The following is an 18777-nucleotide window of genomic DNA, read 5'->3' as shown; positions in this document are numbered from 1 at the left end:
TTCGGCGAGGTGGTCGATTCACGTGCTGACCGCCTCGTCGCCTTTGAGTGGATCGTTGCGGTCACCTACGCGAGGCATCGGTGCAGGTCACGGCCGATCCAGCCAGATGCGTGGTCGCTAAAGATGATGTCCGTGGATCGATCCGCAGCACCATCTCCCGCCCTCAGGGCTGCTTCAGGATTGGGCTGACCGTTAGGTTCCCTGCACTCCAGCGCTGGAACCGCCGCGCGGCCGGGTCGGTTGTGGCGGCCGTCGCAGGATGGGCGGCAGCGCACTCCGGCCACACCGTGGTGCACAAGCCTGTGTTCCGGACCGTGCCGCTCGGGGTTCACGGTGTGGTCAGTTGGTGGGTTTCCAACTGCGGACTTCGATGTGGGTCAGTTGGGCGTCGGGGCGGAGCCGCCCGGTTTCGACCAGGTAGGTGCGTACTGCGGCGGCCACGTCTCCGCCGGCGGCGTTGACCCGGGCCTGCCACTCATGTGCGCCGAACCCGACCTCGCCCAGGCCGGGCCCGGTGGCGTTGCCGTAGGCGCGTTCCTCGGTGCCGTCGCTGCGCTGGACGATGCCGCGGCGGATGCCGGGTGAGTCGCGGCGGGAGCCGGAGGAGTGCAGGAAGGCGCCTTTGGGGGCGCGGACGGTGAAGGCGAGGCGGCCGCCGATGGCGGCGGTATTCTCCACTACCGGGCGCAGGCGGGAGGCGCCGGAGGCGATGTGCTGTCTGCCGGCGCGGGCCATGGCGGAGTGGCCGGGGGTGGTGACCACGTCCTTGGTGCGGACCCGGGCTGTGGCTCCGGTTTTGGTCAGGCGGGGGCGTACGTGGGGGGCGGCGACGCGTTTGAGTTCCTCGACGGTGGTGGCGGCGCCGACCTGCATCTCCTGGACGGCCGCGCGAAGGGCTTCGACGAAGGCGGCGCCTTTGTTCTTGGTGAAGAACTGGGTGACTAGGGAGGGGTCGCGGCCGATGATCTGTCCGATCTGCCGTTTGGTGTAGCCGGCGTCGAGGAGTTGTTGGGTGAGGCGGGCGGCCTCGTTGAGCCGCGGCCTGCCCTGGCGGCGGCGGCCAGACGGTGGGGTACGCCTGCGCGGGGTCACCGGTGGTGCTCCTGTTCTTCGGCGAGGTGGGCGCGGCCGAGGGTTTGGAGACTGAGGAGTTCGTCTTCGGTGCGCGGGCCGGTGACGGGTCCGGGCAGGTGTCCCTTCTTCAGGTAGTCGCCGGGGTGGCCGTGGTAGGGCCAGGCGGGGTCGGTGGTGGTGTAGATGGCGTCGGTACGGAAGGCCACCACGCTCCCGGGGGGCAGATGGAGGGCGCCGACGAAGAGGTTGTCCTCGCGCATCTTGGTGGACAGCAGGGCGGCTCGGGCGGCGGACCAGACGCCGGCGGCCCATTCGGGGTGGGCGTAGGGGTCGCGGGCGAAGCCGGTGTCGCGTTGCCAGGTGATGGTGTGGCCATCGGTGCCGATGATCTGGGCTCCGGTGGGGATGTCGTGCTCGGCGCCGGTGGGGACGGTGCCGGTGGTGATGCGGGGGCGCTGGGCGAAGGCGCCGATGCCGTACAGGAGGATGGCGCGGACGGCTCGGGAGGCGAGGTGGGCGGCGGTGCGCTGCTTGGGGTCGCCGTGGGTGGCGGCGATGGCGCGTAGGGAGGCCCAGGCGTCTTTGAGGCGGGTGGACCATTCACGCAGAGGGCTTCCGGCCTCCCACAGCAGCCCGTCGAGGATCTCGACCTTCCAGGGGGTGTGGGGGTTGCGCAGGGCGAGGTTGACCTCCGCGCCGCCGGCCCAGGTGGTGAAGGTGCGGCCCGGTTCGGCCGGGTAGTGCCAGGTCCGGTCTCCGGCGGCGGGGGCCGGGAGGAGGCCGACGTGGTTCCAGTCGTGGGGGATGGTGACGCGGATGTGCCAGTGGGAGGGGGCGAAGAGGGCGTTGATCTGGTCTTTTTCACTCAGGGCGGCGAAGGCGGCTGCAGTGATGCGGCGTGGGATGCCGACGCCGGAGGCCCAGGTGTGTTTGGCGTAGGCGAAGGTGCGGTCGAGTTCGATCAGTTGGGGGAGCCGGTCCGGCACCTTCGGTGGGGTGATCAGTTCGGTGCGGCCCTGGCCTGCGGTGGCGTGCAGCAGGCCGCGGATCTCCTCGCTCATCACCGGATAGCCGTCGGCCCATTTGGCTCCGGCTTTGGTGGGGATGGTGCGGGACCACAGGTCGCGTCCGGTCTGGGAGGGGGAGCCCATCAGCGTGACGTCCGGCCAGTGGCGGTGCAGGGCCCGCCACAGCAGGACGAAGGCGTCGCGGACGGTGGCGGGGGTGGCGCCGTCGGGGTCGAACCACTCCCCCACGCTGCGGATCTCGGTGTGCTGGTCGCCGCGCTGCCAGCGACCGACCGGGTTGCGGGGGTGGACCAGGTGTCCGGCCAGCCGGTCCCGGCCGCGGGTGGATTCGATCTTCCAGCCGTCGGGGAGGGGGCCGTTGAGCCAGGCGGCGACCGCGTCGCGCAGGAACGGGTAGCGTTCGGCGTCGCGGTGCCAGGGGTCGCCGGCGGTGATGTAGATCCGTTCCACGGTGGCGGGCACGGTGGCGTAGACAGCGATGAGGATGTCGGCCACCGAGCCGGTGCCCAGGTTCAGTCGGGTGGTGGTGTCGCGGTGGACCAGCACGCCAGTGGTGGCGTCGAGGAAGGCCATCTGGCGTGGCTGCTGGGTGAAGTTCGGCCGTGTGGAGGTCAGGTTGGGTGTGGCGGTGAACCAGGTGTCGCCGTCCTGACCGGGCGGGATCGACGGCAGCTCCCGCACTTGCTCCGGCTGTTCACCATCGGCGGCGGGGGTAGTGGTGGGCTGCCGGCCCGGGCCGGGATGACTGGAGGGTGTCCCGACCGCGGGCGGGGCATCACTGCCGCCGGTGATGGTGGTGTCCGGGGCGGTGCCGGTGGCCGCGGGCTTGCCGGGGGCGCGGCGCAGGTCGGGTGCGGGTACTCCGGTCGGTTCCGGCCGCCCGGCAGCATTGGTGGCGGCCTGGGGGGTGGGGGCGGGCTCTTCCTGCGGCTGGGGCGGGGCAGGGGGGGCGAGGGTGGGGGCCAGGGCGACGACGTCGGCCACCGACACCCCGGCGGCCGGGGCGATCCGCTCGGCCTTGGCCTTCTCATACGCGGCCAGGGCCGTGATCTGCTTGTCGCGGGCGGTCTCTAGCTTCGCCAGCTGCTTGCGCAGCGTCTTGATCTCGTCCCGCAGCCCGCGCAGCTCGGCGAGTCCGGCGGTGAAGTCCTTGCTGTTCATCACGGTCTCCGGGCAGGTCAGCGCTGGTGCGGGGTGCGGCCGGCGGGTGGGGTGGTGACGTAGGCGATGGCGCCACCAGAGTGGGAGGGCAGACGGGTGGCCAGCAGGGCCTGGGCCAGCGCGCGGTCGGCGGCCGAGGCGGCGGTCAGCTGCAGGTGCGGGGCGGCCAGGTCAGTGACGTATCCGGCGAGTTCAGCGGTGGTGAAGCAGGACCGGCCCCGACCGTCTCTCTCCCAAGTGCCGAGCCCGGTCAGGATCGCAACGACGAACCCGGCCACCGTCACTGGCAACACCCCGGCGGCGGCGACGCTGGGGGCGTCGCAGCGCCACCAGCCGCGCAACGCCCTGGTGAGGTCCTCCGGGGACAAGGCGGCGGAGAACCCGACCCACTGCCGGTCGTCCTCCTCTGTCGGCTGGGCGGCGTCCACGCGCAGCACCGCCACCTCCCGGCCCGGCAGGTGCTGCTCCAGCGAGGCCGCCGGTCGGTCGCGCAGCGCGGTGACGACCTCCCAGGGCACCACGGTTCGCACTCCTCGCCTCGACAGCCCCGGCAGCACCCCGGTCCGGGCGAGCCGGCGGAACGTGGTGACCGCGCATCCCAGCTCCTGCGCGGCCTGGCTCGTCGTCAGCAGAACCACTGCGCTTCCCCACTCTCTCGTCAACTGGCGTCGGATATCTGATCAGGGATCAACCCTAGAGAGGCCATCCGAGGGTTGTCAAAGCAGCATCGGATATTCGATCAGGGATTAGCGGAGACTTGCGCTGTTGAAGTCGATGCGAGGATGAAGCGGCCGCTCTACGGTGTCGCAGGTCCGTCTCGCGTGAGCGCAGCAGCCTGCGGAGGGCTCCTGCGGAAACGGAGCTTCAACAACCGCATTGACATCAGTTTTATGTGATCGCACCCAGTAGGAGCTGGTCAGCTCTAGGCTGGCGCGGTGGCGCGTTCGTGGACCCGAGTGCATGAGTTCCTGGGTAGGCCTCCCGGCCCCCTATCGTACGAGATGATCACGGCTGCAGTGGCCGGGAAGCTCGAGGAGAACGACGACCTGGACTGGAAGCAGGCGCTGCCCAGCTTCGCGCGTACTCCGGGAGTGTGGAACGAGTTCGCCAAAGACATCGCGGCCATGGCCAATACCCGCGGAGGGCTGCTGATCTATGGTGTCAGCGACCAGATCGAGCTGGTGGGCGTCGACCTGAAAGTGGTCAACGAGCAGCAGATGCTCAACACGGTGCGCACCGGCATCCAGCCCTATGTCTCCGGTGTTGACATCATTCCTCTGTCCGACCCTGACGGTGCCGGGCCTGACTTGTTGGTCGTTGATGTTGCGCCCAGCGACACAGCACCGCACTTCCAGTACGGGTGGGAGCAGAGGGACAAAGATCGGGCTACCTTCAACGCCCCGTACCGTATCGGCAGCGAGACCTTCTATATGCCGGAGCACCAGATCGCCCGCGCTTACCAGGAACGCTTCACCCGCCAGGCTGCCGCCGCCACCGCGTTGAGGACACTGGTAGACCAGGCGACCGAGACCGCCCAAGGCGAGTTCGACGGCGGGCGGGCGTGGCTGGTCATCGCGGCCCGCCCCACCCGCCCGCTTCCCCGCCTGGTGCCGGCCCCCACCCAGGCCGAGGCCAAATATGCCCTTTCCGAAGGGGTAGACACCGCTTCACGGCTCACGGATGCGTTCACCTCGGGCGCCGTGCTGTCTCAGATGCTGGCCAACGACATGCGGGTGGGGCTGCGCCGGTGGGTGGACAGCAACTTCCTCGTCCCCGAGCTGCGCACCAACGGCCACGGCGCTATGGTCGAGCTCCACTACGACGGCGCAGTCGTCGTCTGCGTGGACCTGACGGGGACCCTGGAGAGCGATGGCATCCCGGTGGACACTCAGGTCTTGTCCACTGTGGTTATGGAAGCTGTCGCGGTCACGGACGTCTACCGTCGCCAGCGGGCCGTGGACGGCCCTGTCGAGATCACTGCTGCCATCGCCAGCAGCATGGATGACAAGCGCCCTTCCCTGCGGCCGGTTCTGCAGCCCTACAGGCCTGGCCTCGGCAGTGTGCGACCAGTTGAGCGGGCTCGCCAGCCCAGAAGGGTCCTGCCTTCTGCCACCGAACTGTCTCCCACCGCCGATGACGCTGCTCTGCGCGCCGCCGTCGCTGAACTGGTCAGCGGGCTGCTCCACCAGTTCGGCATCAACCAGCTGTAACTACGTACCAGCGGTGGAAGCGAACCGCGTGTGCGAGCAGGGGTGACAGCGGCGTTGCTTGGTCCACGCCGCTGTCGGTAGTGATCCCGGCAAGCCGGCTGCATAGACTGACGCGCGGACGGGCGTCGCTTCTCAGCGGCGGTTCTCAACTGCTCTGTGGAGAAAGTGTGCTGTCAACGGCCGAGCTGCTCGTGGGCCTGTCGCGTCACCTGAGCGCCTACGGGGCCAGCCAGCCCAAAGCCGATCTGGGGCAACTGGAGTTCGCCGGAAGAGTGCTGGAGCTGGCGCTTAGGCTGCGCGGCAGTGGGGTCAGCTCCCCAGAGCGCGTCGATGCCCTCGGTCTTGACGCTGGCATCACCAAACGCGAGCTCCGCAAGGAGTTGCTTCCCACTCTTGAGGTGCTGGGGCTCGTGGAACTCGAGCACGGCAGGGACGGCGGCCTCATATCGGTGGCGGAGAAGGTGCCGCCCTTCGATGAGCTGTCCGCGCGGGCCGATGGTGTGCTGGAGAACAGCATGCCGGATCCGGTCGAGAAGATGGTGCTGGCTCTCTTACGCGAGACCACCGTCATGCCGATCACCACCGCCGCAGCCGTGGAGATATGCGCGTCCCTGGGCCCTGAGAAGCTGGCTCACCGGGCCATCGAGGATCTGGAGTCACTGCACCTGTGCGCGCGCCAGCGCAGTGCCGACGGTGACGAGGTGCTGTTCAATCCGAACATCTGGGCTGTCGACAAGGATCACTCCTACGCAGCGCTGCAGGCCGAGGACGGGAAGGTGCGCGCAGCTCTCAGCGGTGTTTTGGAGGAGGTGGCTTCCACCGCAGGAATGCCCGAGGATGAAGTCACCTCGGGAGACAAGAGGTGGATCGACTATGCGGTCTCCCAGGGGCTGCTGCTGCGCTCGCTGGTGACCACGTCCTCTGGTGAGGAACGGGCCTTCCTTTTCTCCCCGCACATGGGGCGGTCCACCTTCGATGCACCAACCGGAGCTGATCCTTCCGGGCATGTCCGGCAGCTGATCGGCTCCATGGTGTTCGCCCGCCGGTTCGCGAGTAATCGCCTCTTCGCGCCGACGGCTTTTCTCCGCAGGCTAATCCGGGAAGGGGAAGCCGGTGACGCTCCGAACATCGGCACTGACTACTCCATGCTGGAGACGGCCGGGATAGTCCGTGTCGAACCCGCCCGCTGGCACAAAAAGTTCGTACTACTGAAGGCGGATGTGGCGGAGGAGGCACTCACCTACCTCGAGGGCGCAGATGTCGGCGATACCACCTCCGGAGCGCTGCACGGCCAGAACGGCTACCGGCACCCTGAAGTGGAGCGCGCCCGCCGCCTGGTTCAGCCGTTCAAGGAGGCGGCACCGAGCGCCAGCGCGTCGCAGGACATCCTTGCTGCGCTTCGTCAGGAGATGGGACGGCGTCGCTATGGCCGGTAAGGCAGGCATGCAGAAGGGCGAGGAACTCGAGCGCAGGTTTGCTCGGGCGGAGTTCGCCGACGGTGCGCTCGTTCGAGTGCGTTATCCCGTGACGCAGGTCGTGGGGGGCCGCACCCGAACCATCACGGACGTCGACGTGCTGTCAATCGACTTCGACTCCCGGCTCCGTCCTCACATCATGATCAGCGAGTGCAAGTCCACACGGGGCCAGAGCGGCGAGCAGGACAGGCTGCTGTGGCTGCGGGGTCTCCAAGCGCTGGCGGGTGCCGACCGTGCTGCTCTGATTCGCGAATCCGTCACCGACGCAGGGCGACAGGTGGCTCGCCGTATCGGGGTGGATCTCATCGCCCAAACGGAGCTGGCCCGCCGCGAGCAGGTCCTCGAACACGTCCCGCAGCACTTCGGAACGATTGGTGATACGGCGTTCAAGGAGAACAACGCCGCGGCAGATCAGCAGCTCAAGAAGATCGGGGATCTTCCGCCGGGGCTGGTGGCCTTCCTGCGGCACGATGCTCTCCTGGCCGATCCCCACCGGGTACTCGGTGCGCTACTGACACTGGGCGAGGTAACAAGAAGAGGGACAGTGCTGCCCGCTCCGCTGGCCACACTCTTGGCCGGCCATGTTCTCCAAGCCCTGGTGTCGGCAGCCCTGCGAGCTGGTGGCCGGACGGACACCATGGGATCCGATGGCACGCGCAAGGAGATCGAGCAAGGCCTTAACACCGGAGACCCGCACGACCGTCAGATCATGCGAGTAGCAGAGATGGCCGACGCCTTGCTGCGTGAGGAACTGGCAGCCCTCCACCACGCTTATCGCTCCTCGGGAGCAGTCGGCATCGAGCGTCCCGTGCCTTCTGTTCGTGCCGCGATCTCACAGACGCCCGAATGGCTGGGCACCTTCATGGACCTGGCCGAGCGCCTCCGGCGCAGAAGCCCCATCGCCCGCCAGCTTCCGCAAACTATCGACCTGGCCGCCTTCGATGCCCTGGTGGGAGGCGACGCTTGGCGGGCATCGGCGTTCGACCATCTCTTCGCACGCGAGCACCGCCAGGCGCTGAGCATCGCCCTGGACTGTCTTCATAAGGCCGTGCCGGAACTGGCTCAGCGCTTGACCCCCATCCTGGAGCTCCCCTATGACCGGACAGGCACTGCATCACTCGGTCAAAGACAGCGCTCTTGATGGCGCACGACCTCGGCCTGGCCACAGCGCGGCCGCGGTTCTCCGGTATCCGGCTCGCCCTGACACGACCGGCACTCGGGCCAGGGGGCGTCGTCATTGAGCGGGCTGCTTCTGGGGCATGTTTTAGGTGCCAGTGAACTGCCTGGTTGACCGTCCCGGGAGGTTGCGGGCTATCTTGCCGATGCTGGTCTCCGTGGTGACACTTCGTGCTCGTTGCGGGAGGTATCCCGGTGGAGGATCTCGTAGCAGCCTTTGTCCGGAGCGGCCGCTGAGGCGAACCACACGGGGTCGTCCTCGTCGGGCTGAACGACAACGAAGGTGTTGTCGGAGCCGTTGAGGTCGCTGGTCAGCATGAACAGCGCGTCTTCAGAGGGATCGTCGAGGCGGTTGCCGTTCTCACTGCCGGCACCGTAGTAACAAGCCCCCATCGGCGGTCTCTCCCCTCGCCCTGTTCAGCCTGGTCGCGCCAGCACGGCATCGGCGAGTGACGCTTTCAGCAGGTCATGGCCACTCCTCAGTCGTCACAACCAGCACGGGGCCTTGAAGCGGACGGCGATCTTGTCGTACATGTCGTGCGGGCGCAGCGTTCGCTGCAACCGGTCTGCGATGGCCTGTTGGAAAAGCTGAGCACGGTGAGAATGGCTTTGTTCACGAGAACCGGCTCTGGCACGAGTTGCGTGATGCCCACGCAGAGTGACTGCGGCTGTGAGGGGGTCAGATCTGGTTTCCCGGGTGCCGGGCGTTCCAGGAGCTGATTATTGCTGCTCGCTGGTCGTCGAGATTCACGACGTCTTCGGGGGGTGCCGGGGCGAAGATGTCGACTATCTCAGAGCCCTCGCTCTGCCGTTCCGAGTGGCGGACGTATGCCTGCCGGCCGTTGGTGAACTGTCGCAGTTGTCCGGAAGGGTGGACGTTGGGGCGGGCTCCCTGGCAGCACAGGAGGCGACCGTCACGTTCGAGCTGTTGCCGGGCCTGGGAAAGGCAGTCGAGATAGTCGGTCCCGCTGAACTCTGTGCGTGAGTGAGCATCGAGGAGCGCGATGAGAGCGGTGGAGGGATCACTGAGGCAGATGGTGACGTGACGCACCAGGCCGGCAGCGTCAACGGTCTGAAGGTCTATCTCCTCGGTCCACTTCGGCCGAGGAACGTCGCTGTCGTCAGTTGTGTCCTGCTCGGACCGGCTATTCATACCGACCATGATCTCTGCCGTTGGCAGGCCGGGGAAGCTCTCACTCCGCCAGCAGGACGCGCTTGCGGAGGAGGGCGAAGCCGGCGCGGCCGAACATCTGGCGCTTGAGCATTTTGATCCGGTTGACGTGTCCTTCGACAACGCCGGAGCTCCAGGGCAGGGTAAGGCCGGCGATGACGGCGTCGCGGTCTCGGTCGATGCCGGCCGCGAGAGTGTGGAGGCTGGGCAGGTCGTCCTGGCGGACGGCGTCGAGCCACTGCGGGAGTCGTTCCCCCTGCCGCTCGGTGAGCATCTGGGCGAAGGAGCGGACGTGACCGGTCAGAGCATCGAGTTCAGGGCAGTTGGCCAGGACGGTCTTGAGCCGGATCTGTTCGATCTCGGTCAGGATTTCGGGTCGGCTGAGGATCCATCTCGTCACCACGCGGGGTGCCGGCGGTTGCGCGGTGACCGGCCGTGGCGAGGTGCGCTTCTCTCGCAGGTAGGCGCTGACCCGGCCGTAGCTGCCTCGGTAGCCCAAGGGAACGATCTCTTCCCAGAGCTTCCAGGCGTTGGTGCAGCCCTCGCCCCAGCGTTCGTCCAGGTAGGGCTTGTATTCGTCGAGGGCGGAGGTCCTGTTGTGCTGCCACTGGCCGCGAAAGAGGTCTTCCGGCTTCGCAGCGTCGGCGAGGCTCTTGACGGTGCGGTGGGTCATGTTCAGTTGGCGCCCAATGGAACGGCGGCTGTGGCCGGCGTCCAGCAGCGCGTGGACCGTGGCGTGCCTGGCTCGGACCCGGTTGGCGAACCGCTCGCTCCGCCATGGAGAGCCCGCCTTCTCCTCGGGCGGCGCAGGTTCATCGGCCTTCCCCTCGCGATCGGGGACGAGGACGCGAAGGCACTGGCGGTGGCGGGCGACAGCCCGCTCAGCGGCCTGGCCGAGGTTGTGCCACAGATGCCAGCGGTCGGCGACCTGCGTCGCCTGGGGTGCCCCGGCTGTGGCGCCTTCCGCGAAGAACGGCGCGCGGTCCCGGCAGACGATCTCGATCCCGGGTCGCTTCGCCAGCCATGCAGCCAGACTGGACGCCTCCCGGTCAGGCAGCAGATCCACCGGCCGACGGGTCTCGACATCGACGAGCACCGTGCCGTAGACCCGTCCCTTGCGTGTGGCGTACTCATCAACACCAACCACCCGCGGGGCCGGGACTGCGGGTTCGGGCAAGACACCGAGCAGCCGCAAGAGTGCGCTGCGGCTGATGGACACCCCGAAGGCCCTCGCCATCCGGGCGCCGGCCCGGCCGGCGAGGGCGAGCCCCACCGCGGCGAGAGTCGACCGCAACCGCTCCGTCCACCTGCTGTACCGCCGGGTCAGCCCCGGCAACTGCTCAGCGAACGTCCGCCGAGCACACGAAGACTGCGGACAGAAGAACCGCCGAACTCGCAGTCGGAGGACCACCAGACGTCCCCCGCTCGGCACGTCCGCGGGAAACCGCAGGTAAGAGCTGTGCACCCGGGACGACTCGCTTCCACAGTCCGGGCATGCCGCCCCGGCCGACGTACTGCTGACGTTGACGCGTATCGCCTCGTGGCTCACATCCAGCGACAGCACCGACACGTCCGCGATGGACGGGAACAGCAGGCCCTCCAGACGGGGCGACATCGCTTCCACGACGCCGCACTGTCGACCACACCAAGACGGGCTCCGGTCGTTTTCAGGCAACTTCCCGAAGCCTGTTTGGAGCGGCGGCCGTCACTCAGCGTGCACGCTTCACGGAAGTCGCGCCAGACCCCTCACTCGTGAACGTAGCCAGTGAGAATCTCCGCTTCGCGCGCCCGGTGGGCTTTCACGCCCAGATGCACCGGCCAGAGGCCAGGCGCCGGCTGTGGCTGATCACCTGCGCTTGGGCTCGTACGGGCTCCAACCGTGCAGGTAGGGGCGCAGATCCTGCGGGGTGACCTCCGGGTCCGGTGGAAGGACCGGGTTGCGTGGCAGAGGGTCGATGCTCTCGGCGTAGGCGCGTGCCCAAGTGATCCACTGTTCGACCGTCTCCGGTGTGGTGGTACCGCTCTGGTGGTCTTCCAATGCCTGGCAGTAGTCGCGGATGGCGGTGGCTTCTTGCCAGGCGTGGACTTGTGCGCGCAGGGCCTTCAGGCGGTGGGTTTCGATGAAGTCGGTGCGGGCTTGCTCCATGGCGGCCAGCCAGCGCTGGCGGGTCTCGTCTTCTGCGCGTTGTCGTGCCAGTTGTCGTTCGTGTTCGGTGTGAGCGCGGTGGGCGACTTCGCGCAGGATGTCGGGGAGTTTGTCCTCCAGGCGCCAGCGTTGCCGGTCCCCCCAGCGGTAGCGGCGCCCCGGGTGGGCGTATGAATGCTCGAGGCTGAGTTGGAGTTGGTGGGAGGGGCGTGTGGTGCGCGCCGTAACGCGCTGCCAGGAGTACTTGACGCCTTCGGTGTCGGGTACCTCGTGGGAGCCTTCGGCGAAGGAGAGAGGGAAAGCGTGTTCGCCTGCGGTGATGACCAGGCTTGCTGACGAGGTGGGGGCGGGGGCGCTGGCGGTGTGGCCTTGTTGCTGCGCGGCGAGGCATAGGGCGTGGAGGATCCGGCGGGCGCGGGAGCGGCAGTTGGGGCAGACCGGTAGGGGCGCGTCGCGGGCTGCGGGGTGCAGGCGGATGGTGAGCAGATCGGCGGGGACGGCGATGGGGGCTGTCTGCGGTGTGTCGCGTGCCGGCGGGGGACCTGGTTTCAGGGTGATGATCATGTCGCCCTTGTCGCGTCCGGTGTACTGCAGATGGTGGCCATCTGGGACCAGGTGCTCTGCTCGTGCGGTGTGCAGGAGGCGGCGCAGCCGGGCGCGTTCGGCCGCGGAGGGGTCGGTGATGCGGAGTGTGCCGCCGGTCTGCCGGATGGTCGTGATCAGGCGGGTGGCGTCGTTCTCGGTGGGGTCTGGTGCCTGGGGACTGGCGGTGCCGGGTGCGGTGGGGCGGGGGTTTGTGGTGTCGTTCTCGGCCAGGTACTGGAGGCCGGCGTGGGTGGCGGCGGCTGTCCAGCGGCCGTTGGCCCAGGTGGTGGTGACCAGTTTCCTGTGGCGCAGCGCGTAGACGGTGACGGCCAGGTCGGAGTCGGCGGAGGTGACCTGCGGGCCGTGGCAGATGCGGCGCAGGACGTCGAGCTGGCGTTCGTTGAGCCGGGGGCGGGGCACTGGGTGTGGCTCCCTTCTCTCCCTTGGTTGCCATGTCGGCAGCAGGGGTGCGCCGGGTGGGGTCAGTCTCGGCAGGAGGGGGCGTGGCGGAGGGTTGCGAGTGGGATGCCGAGTTCGCGTTCGAAGCGGCTGGCTGCCGTGGTCTGTCCAGCCTGCCGGAGGCAGGTGATGGCTTCTTCCATGAGCTTGCCGATGCGCACCACCTCGGTGCGCAGTGCCTGGAGCTCATCGAAGCGCTCTGCGGTCTCGGCGCCGCACCACTGGCGCAGCAGCTCGCGGGCCGGTCGGTAGGTGCGGTCGACTTCTGCGCAGGTCTCGGGGCTGATGTGCGTGCCCGGGTTTTTACCGCGGCCGGGGTAGTACCGGCCGTAGGTGGCGTCGCGGTGGGCTTGTTGGTCTTTTTCAGCCAGGAGGGCGATGAGTTGGTCGGCTCGGGTCTTGGCCAGGAGGCGCGTGACGGCCAGGGTGGTGGGCCATGGCGCGACGACCGCTCCGTCGGCGTCGGTGAAGGCTCGTGTGTCGGCGGAGAAGAAGGTTTCGGGTACGTCGAGAAGAGCGGCCAGGGCCGGTGCGTCATCGATGTAGAGGATGCCGCGCTCCCCGGTGTTGTAGCCGACTGTTGCCAGGCCCGTCCACCACTGCTCGTCGAAGAGGGTGCAGACGGCGAGGAATTCCGGGTCGTGGTCGTCGGGGCTGTCACGTGTCAGGTCGCTCCACCGCTGCTGGTCTGCCAGCCACGCGTCCTTCTCGCGCCATGGCACCCGCAGTCGGGATGGAGGCACCCATTCCTCGCGTCCTTCTGCGTCCTCCGCTACGAAGCGGACTTTGACCCGCGCTGGACGCTTCGTGCCTTTTTTGAGGACCTCGACCTCGCAGACCGGGCCGTGGTGGGGCGCTACCCGGTACGCCCACCGCTCCCCCGGTTCCATGCCCTGTTCTGTGCCGATCACGCCACCATGCTGCCCGCGTTCTGGGTGATGCGGGGTGTATTCCGGCAAAAGGGTGATGGGCTGGAAGAGCGTTTTGCGTTCGGGCGGCTTGTGACCGGCAAGGGTCTTTGCCGGCGTCCAGCGGGCGGCCCTGCTCTTGGTGGTGGCAGCGGTGGCTGGTCATGCGCTGCGCTGGAAGGTGGCGGTTCCGAAGACGTCGTCGAAGAGGTGGGCTTGTCGGGTGCTGATCAGGTGGTAGGCGCCGCTGGTGGGGTGGCTGGTGTGGCAGGTGTAGTGGAGGACTTCCGCCGGGGTGAGGACGCGGAGGTCGCCCAGGACGTAGTACAGCGGTACGGGTGCGTTGGCGCCCATGAACTGCAGGCCGGCCAGGGCGCATCTACGGGAGATCGCGTAGCGGCTGGAGGTGGTGCTGGGCATGCGGGTTTTGGCGTCCACGGTGACAAGGTCGCTGCCGCGGGCGGCGATCAGGTCGGGGAAGTAGCGGAGAGCGGAGTCGGTGTGGCGCAGGGCGTTTTGGATCTGTGCCGGGAAGGTGCCCTGCCCGCAGAGGTGGACGGTCCACCCGCGGGCTTCGAGGGCGTGGGCCACGGCCTGTTCGTGTCGGTCGCCGGTGGATTTCCGCGCTGGCCAGTCGGCCAGTGTTGCTTCTCTCCTGCCCACACACCCTCCCGTAGCACGAAGTCCCACTGTTCCGTGCTACGAAGCTAGCGGATACCATGCCGTCATGGCAGAGTACGTTGACTCACGTTTTCGTCCTACGCTGTGGCCGGGGTCGGTGGTCCCGCCTCCTGCCGTGGTCCCGCTCAAGGGAGTGGAGACCGACGGAGACTGGGTCACCTGGCCTCTCGAACCGTCCCGGGGGCAGTCCGCGGTGCAGCTGCCGGACGACTTCTACCTGCGCGAGTTGATGGAACTGTCCGCGGACGACCTCGAAGGCGTCGCCCGCATCTTCGGCGCCTACGGGCTGCTTTTCGATCTGGACGGCCGGGAGCTCGACCAGGGCAGCTGGGACGAGGACGCCGTCGCACAAGTCCGGGCCGCCGTCCAGCAGCGCCCTCCTAACCGGTCACGCTCCGGTGTTCACCGCGACCTGGTCCGGCTGCACCTGCAAGAAGCCCAGGACGCCGTCGCGACATGGCTGGCCTGCCAACGTGAAGGAGGGCTGGAACAGCTCATCGCACCGGACGTCACCGAGACCCACCTGGAGCAGCTGCGAGCCCAGGCCACGCATCGAGAGGAGCCCTGGCCCGCCTCCCTCGAGATGTTGCGGGACATGCTGATCCAGTTGCGCATTCAGCATCTGGAGGGTGCGCTGCAAGCCGCACTGCACAACTTCAGCATCGGTATCGGCACCCTGGCCGACCGGCATCCCACCGTCTACTCCGTCTGCTTCCTGCAGCTGTACAACCACCTCGCCGAGGGTGCCTTCGTCCGCCAGTGCGCCAACGAGACCTGCCGCCGGCACTTCGTCCGCCAGCGCGGACGCGCCGCATACGGCCAGCACCGCACCACCGGCGTCATGTACTGCTCCCGCGAATGCGCCCGCGCCCAGGCCCAGCGAGCCCTACGTCGGCGCCGCAGACAGCAGAACACCCCCTGACCAAAACCGGGGAACCCGGCCGCGGCATCGTCACGGCTTGGCTCGGCCTGGACGCGGACCGGCCGACCCCAACCCCGTCGACAAGCCCGGCGCCGGAGAACCTGCCGCGCCTACCGCGATCCGTGATCGAAGCAGTGTGACAATGCTGCGGCTCATGCATGTCTTCGCCCCACAAAACCAAGGCACCGCGGCAACGATGCTCATCTCAACCGAACCCGGCCGGCAGCCGCACGTCGGCGGCGCCCTCCAGCCGCGCCGCGCAGCAGCGTCCAGGAACGGCCAAGGTCGATCTCCCGGCTGCGGCCAGGCGGCCGAAGACGTCCACCCGGGCCGGTGCGGCGAGCGGAGCGCGGTCCGGCCGGGCCGGCTTGGATTCCCCCGTCGACGGCGGCGGCGCGGGACTACGGCTTCGTGCCGCGCGATCAGTGTCCCGGCGTCCTGACGGCAAAGGAGCGGGAAAGACGAAATCGGCGAAGCACCGGACACCGTACTTCTGGCAGAACCCGTGCCCGGTGTAGCTGCGGCCGTCGACCTAACCCCGCCCGCGCCCCCAAGCGCTTTCGCTCCGGAGCGTTCATGGATCAGGTGAACGGGTGCGACGACGGAACGCGTGAGCACAGCACTGCGCATTGTCCTGAAACTTCCACGACTGACCACCGCCCACGGCGGAGAGCGCCGGCCTGCGGGCAGCCCAGTGTCGGCGTACTCGCGGAAGTGCTCAGGTAAGTACGGGGAAACGTGCTCGGCCGGATGTTCGTCTGGGTGCCTGAGAGAGGTGGGGGCGTGCGACGATTGTGGTGTGGGGAGTCCTGGTCCTTCGTTCCGTCGGCGTCTGCTGATCGAGTCGCTGGCCGTGTTGGCAGCTGACGCTCGGGCCCAGGCTGCCTGGCTGGACAGACATGGCGTGATGACGGACGAGATCGCTTTGGACTTCAATCATGCCTTCCGCATGGCGGACGTACTGGTGGCCGATGGGCAGATCGCCGGCGGAGTCATGGCCGACCTGCAGAAGATCGACGTGATCCTCGGCGGGATGAGCGACGGCGACAGCGCCGATCGGTGGACAAGGGGTGCCCTGTCCACCGATGAGGGATGGGGCCAGGCCCGGCGGCTGGCCCGCCGGGCTCTCGTCGCGGAACTGGGCGAATGGCAGCAGCCCCTTCCAAAGATCACTGTCATCCAGTGACGGGCTGCGCTGTTTCCGCCGGTCAGGCCACCTGGGCGTCTCGCTCGATGGCGGCGAGCCGGTTCTTGAGCCGGTAGCCGGGGCCATTGACCGGGATCACGTCGCAGTGATGGAGGAGGCGGTCGAGGATCGCGATGGCCAGGGCCTCGTCACCGAAGACCTGGCCCCACTCGCTGAAGGTCTTGTTCGAGGTGAGGATGATCGAGCCCTTCTCGTAGTGCTTGGAAATCACCTGAAAGACGAGGTTCGCCTCCGCTCGTTCCAGGGGCTGGTAGCCGACCTCGTCGGCCACCAGGACGCTGGGCCGCAGGTAGGTGCCGAACTTGTTCGTCAGGCGGCCTGCGGCTTCTGCGGCGGTGAGGTTGCGGACCGTGTCGTCGAGGCTGGTGAAGTAGACCGAGCAGCCAGCCCGGCAGGCCGCGACGGCGATGTGCGTCTTGCCGACCCCGGGCGGCCCCAGCAGGGCTGCGTTCGCCTTGGCCTCGACGAACGACAGAGCGGCCAGGCCCTTGACCTTGCGCGGGTCGAGGTCGGGCTGGAAGGAGAAGTCGTAGTCCTCCAGCGTCTTGTGATGCGGCAGCTTCCCCCACCTCACTAACTGAGCCCGTTCACCCGTACGTGACTGGGCACATTCACGTGTACGCCGACACCCAGCATCAGCGCGTGCCTGCCGTCGCTGGCGGAGTGGGAGACCCGCGCGGTGGCGCACCGCTTCCCGGGGGGCGATGCGGTGAGGCCCCGCGCCAAACCCGCGGGAGTCAGGGGGCGGGGGTGTAGGAGAGGCGGGTGTCGGGGCAGTCGGCGGCGAGGTCTTCCAGCGCCGACCGTTCGGCGGGGTCGGCGGTCAGGGACCAGCGGAGTTTGGTGGCAATCCAGTCGGCCGCGTAAGAGCAGTGCGCGTCGGTGGACGGGGGAAGCCATTCAGCCGGGTCCTGGTCGCCCTTGGAGCGGTTGGTGGCCGCGGTGACCGCGATCAGGGCGTAGTCGGCGTCCAGGTCGTTGGCGAAGGCCTCACGCCGCTCCGCGTCCCAGGTGGAAGCACCCGAGTCCCAGGCCTCGGCCAGAGGGACCATGTGGTCGATGTCGAGACGGGCCGCATCAGTGACGGTCTCCTGATCGTAGGCGGAGTGCCAGCTTCCGCCGGTCAGCGCACACCCCTCCCCCTGGTCCGGTGCCTGGACCGCTTCGGCAAGCAGAACTTCCCGCCGGGTATCGCAGCCGTCCCCGTCCGCGTCGGTCCAGTGGCGGAACTTCTCCCGCTCGTAGCCGCTGCGGGACTCCCGCGCGGTCTCGAGCTGGGTGAGGGCCTCGGTCAGTCCCAGCCCCTCCCCCGCCCCGCCGGTGTCCGAGGTGGCGGGCGCGGTGGCCGGCGCGGACGGTTTGGCATCATCGACCACCCCGCCTGGTTCGGTACCGCACCCGGCCACCGCCAGCAGCAGCGCAGCGGCGGCGGGCAGAACGGACAGGCGGCGGGGTGAGAACACGTCACATCTCCAGGACACGGGCAGCGTTGAGCGCCTCATCGTCCCAGAGCACTCCAGCGCCCCTCCACCCCGCACCAGCAGGCCAGCAGCGAGGCGGCGTACACCCGACCCGGTCGAAGGTGCCGGTCATGGGTGGTGGCGCACCCTGGGGCTCCGCCCGCCGGTGGTCACTCCAGGGCCGCCGCGTCGACCGGAGTCTCGGCGGCCGGGGTGATGGGGACGGGGTCGGGGTGAGTGAGACCGTAGGTGCGGTGGAGGCGGTTGCGGGCGGTGACCTGCCCGGCCAGCGCCTCCAGGTGGACGGCGTGGGCCAGACCCGCGAGGCCGGTGTCGTCGAGTTGGAGGCGCCAGCGGTTGGCTTCGGTGTCGTAGTGGGCTTCGATCAGGGCCTCCCACAGGGTGCCGGCCGCCGCCGGGGCGGCGGCCAGGCCGGGTAGGAGGTGGGTATAGCGGCGTAGTAGCAGCATTTCGTGCGGCTGGAGGGCGATCTCTTGGTAGGCGGGGTCGGCCGCCTTCGTCGTCCAGGCGGAGCACGGCCGGTCGGCGTTGGTGCGGTGGTGGTGCCAGGCCAGCGCGTCCATGCCTTCGGGGGTGATGCGCACCGCCCGGGCCTCGGGCGGGCGGGCAGCGTGGGCGCGCAGCACCTCGTTCGCGGGGAGGGTGCGGCACAGCCCGGCCCATTCCAGCGCCCGCACCGCCCGCTCCTCGAGGGGGCCGCCGACCGGCAGCCAGGTCTGCCGCACCGTCTCCCCCGCCCGCTCCGCAGCAGCGAGATGCTCCAGCACCGTCCACTGCCTGCCGATGATCTTGTCGGTCATCCCCGCCCGCTCTCCTTCCCTCGCCAACACCGAGGGGCCGCTGCCCCCGGCCCCATCGGGAGGGATCATGACTCACCACCCGTCGGCCGGGTGGTGTTTTCGCCCGTACACCACCCGTACAACTCCCGCCTGTCCGCGCTGGTATCGACAGCGTGGTGGGTGCTGGTTCCGGTCTCCACACAGACCCGGTCAGGGCATGTCCCCGCACCATTCCCACCGGTGCGCATCGCCCAGGCAGAGGTGGCAGGCGATGCGGTCGTTCCTCGCCCCAGCCAGGTGGCGTCGAGCAGCAG

15 protein-coding genes and 2 pseudogenes are annotated in these 18777 nt (G+C 68.5%); 5 read left to right on the top strand and 12 right to left on the bottom strand.

Annotation, left to right across the window (positions count from 1 at the left end; translation table 11 throughout):
- Nucleotides 1–339: 339 nt before the first annotated feature.
- From BM237_RS25105 to BM237_RS25095, 3 genes are read right to left on the bottom strand one after another with little or no spacing between them, the layout of a single operon-like run.
- Entirely contained in the window at nucleotides 340–1092 is a 753-nt protein-coding gene (locus BM237_RS25105; protein ID WP_093852013.1) for a hypothetical protein, read from the bottom strand.
- Nucleotides 1089–3263, bottom strand: coding sequence for a hypothetical protein (locus BM237_RS25100; RefSeq protein WP_093852012.1), 2175 nt, complete (start codon nucleotides 3261–3263; stop codon nucleotides 1089–1091). Before BM237_RS25100 ends, BM237_RS25105 begins: the two co-directional genes overlap by 4 nt.
- A 17-nt stretch (nucleotides 3264–3280) precedes the next feature.
- Nucleotides 3281–3901: a helix-turn-helix domain-containing protein gene (locus tag BM237_RS25095; protein ID WP_093852011.1), complete on the bottom strand. Its 621-nt coding sequence runs from the start codon at nucleotides 3899–3901 to the stop codon at nucleotides 3281–3283.
- A gap of 363 nt (nucleotides 3902–4264) precedes the next feature.
- Between BM237_RS25095 and BM237_RS25090 the strand changes: the two genes are divergently transcribed.
- The 3 genes from BM237_RS25090 to BM237_RS25080 all read left to right on the top strand — a co-directional run bounded on the left by BM237_RS25090 (nucleotide 4265) and on the right by BM237_RS25080 (nucleotide 8089).
- Nucleotides 4265–5473: an AlbA family DNA-binding domain-containing protein gene (locus BM237_RS25090; RefSeq protein ID WP_245794035.1), complete on the top strand. Its 1209-nt coding sequence runs from the start codon at nucleotides 4265–4267 to the stop codon at nucleotides 5471–5473.
- Nucleotides 5474–5640: 167 nt separating this feature from the next.
- The gene (locus BM237_RS25085; protein ID WP_093852009.1) at nucleotides 5641–6909 is read left to right on the top strand and encodes a hypothetical protein; all 1269 of its coding nucleotides are present in this window, start codon (nucleotides 5641–5643) and stop codon (nucleotides 6907–6909) included.
- A complete protein-coding gene (locus tag BM237_RS25080) occupies nucleotides 6899–8089 on the top strand; it encodes a hypothetical protein (protein ID WP_217655930.1) in 1191 nt (396 codons plus the stop codon). The genes BM237_RS25085 and BM237_RS25080 overlap by 11 nt, the downstream gene beginning before the upstream one ends.
- A gap of 123 nt (nucleotides 8090–8212) precedes the next feature.
- On the opposite strand, the pseudogene BM237_RS25075 reads toward BM237_RS25080, so the two are convergent.
- The 6 genes and pseudogenes from BM237_RS25075 to BM237_RS25050 form a co-directional block, all read right to left on the bottom strand.
- Nucleotides 8213–8517: pseudogene (locus BM237_RS25075) on the bottom strand (hypothetical protein).
- A 286-nt stretch (nucleotides 8518–8803) separates the two neighbouring features.
- Nucleotides 8804–9277, bottom strand: coding sequence for a hypothetical protein (locus BM237_RS25070; RefSeq protein WP_139238174.1), 474 nt, complete (start codon nucleotides 9275–9277; stop codon nucleotides 8804–8806).
- Nucleotides 9278–9317: 40 nt separating this feature from the next.
- Nucleotides 9318–10910, bottom strand: coding sequence for an ISL3 family transposase (locus BM237_RS25065; protein ID WP_217655931.1), 1593 nt, complete (start codon nucleotides 10908–10910; stop codon nucleotides 9318–9320).
- Nucleotides 10911–11141: 231 nt separating this feature from the next.
- Nucleotides 11142–12446, bottom strand: a complete 1305-nt coding sequence (locus BM237_RS25060) for a hypothetical protein (protein ID WP_093852006.1) — start codon at nucleotides 12444–12446, stop codon at nucleotides 11142–11144.
- 62 nt (nucleotides 12447–12508) lie between these two features.
- On the bottom strand, nucleotides 12509–13228 hold the full coding sequence (locus tag BM237_RS25055; RefSeq protein ID WP_139238173.1) for a hypothetical protein: 720 nt from the start codon (nucleotides 13226–13228) through the stop codon (nucleotides 12509–12511).
- A 327-nt stretch (nucleotides 13229–13555) separates the two neighbouring features.
- Nucleotides 13556–13984, bottom strand: a complete 429-nt coding sequence (locus BM237_RS25050) for a hypothetical protein (protein ID WP_245794034.1) — start codon at nucleotides 13982–13984, stop codon at nucleotides 13556–13558.
- Between the two features lie 223 nt (nucleotides 13985–14207).
- Here BM237_RS25050 and BM237_RS25045 point away from each other — a divergent pair, with 223 nt between their 5' ends.
- The gene (locus BM237_RS25045; protein ID WP_245794032.1) at nucleotides 14208–14996 is read left to right on the top strand and encodes a hypothetical protein; all 789 of its coding nucleotides are present in this window, start codon (nucleotides 14208–14210) and stop codon (nucleotides 14994–14996) included.
- 907 nt (nucleotides 14997–15903) lie between these two features.
- Nucleotides 15904–16182: a hypothetical protein gene (locus tag BM237_RS25040; RefSeq protein ID WP_245794031.1), complete on the top strand. Its 279-nt coding sequence runs from the start codon at nucleotides 15904–15906 to the stop codon at nucleotides 16180–16182.
- Nucleotides 16183–16204: 22 nt separating this feature from the next.
- Here the strand turns inward: BM237_RS25040 and istB are convergent.
- The 3 genes and pseudogenes from istB to BM237_RS25025 form a co-directional block, all read right to left on the bottom strand.
- Nucleotides 16205–16819: pseudogene (istB, locus tag BM237_RS25035) on the bottom strand (IS21-like element helper ATPase IstB); the annotation flags it as partial.
- A 121-nt stretch (nucleotides 16820–16940) separates the two neighbouring features.
- Nucleotides 16941–17666, bottom strand: coding sequence for an HNH endonuclease family protein (locus BM237_RS25030; RefSeq protein ID WP_245794027.1), 726 nt, complete (start codon nucleotides 17664–17666; stop codon nucleotides 16941–16943).
- A 167-nt stretch (nucleotides 17667–17833) separates the two neighbouring features.
- A complete protein-coding gene (locus tag BM237_RS25025; RefSeq protein ID WP_093852002.1) occupies nucleotides 17834–18484 on the bottom strand; it encodes a DUF6417 family protein in 651 nt (216 codons plus the stop codon).
- Nucleotides 18485–18777: the final 293 nt, after the last annotated feature.

The organism is Streptomyces mangrovi (genome assembly GCF_900114215.1).
GTDB classification, from domain to species: domain Bacteria; phylum Actinomycetota; class Actinomycetes; order Streptomycetales; family Streptomycetaceae; genus Streptomyces; species Streptomyces barkulensis.
Note: the sequence above shows the minus strand (reverse complement) of the source record. Positions and strands in the feature narration are given on the sequence as shown.

Coding starts and splice junctions, on each gene's coding strand:
- BM237_RS25100 (WP_093852012.1), bottom strand. CDS start 3,263: ATGAACAGCAAGGACTTCACCGCCGGACTCGCCGAGCTGCGCGGGCTG.
- BM237_RS25090 (WP_245794035.1), top strand. CDS start 4,265: ATGATCACGGCTGCAGTGGCCGGGAAGCTCGAGGAGAACGACGACCTG.
- BM237_RS25080 (WP_217655930.1), top strand. CDS start 6,899: ATGGCCGGTAAGGCAGGCATGCAGAAGGGCGAGGAACTCGAGCGCAGG.
- BM237_RS25070 (WP_139238174.1), bottom strand. CDS start 9,277: ATGAATAGCCGGTCCGAGCAGGACACAACTGACGACAGCGACGTTCCT.
- BM237_RS25065 (WP_217655931.1), bottom strand. CDS start 10,910: ATGTCGCCCCGTCTGGAGGGCCTGCTGTTCCCGTCCATCGCGGACGTG.
- BM237_RS25040 (WP_245794031.1), top strand. CDS start 15,904: ATGACGGACGAGATCGCTTTGGACTTCAATCATGCCTTCCGCATGGCG.
- BM237_RS25025 (WP_093852002.1), bottom strand. CDS start 18,484: ATGACCGACAAGATCATCGGCAGGCAGTGGACGGTGCTGGAGCATCTC.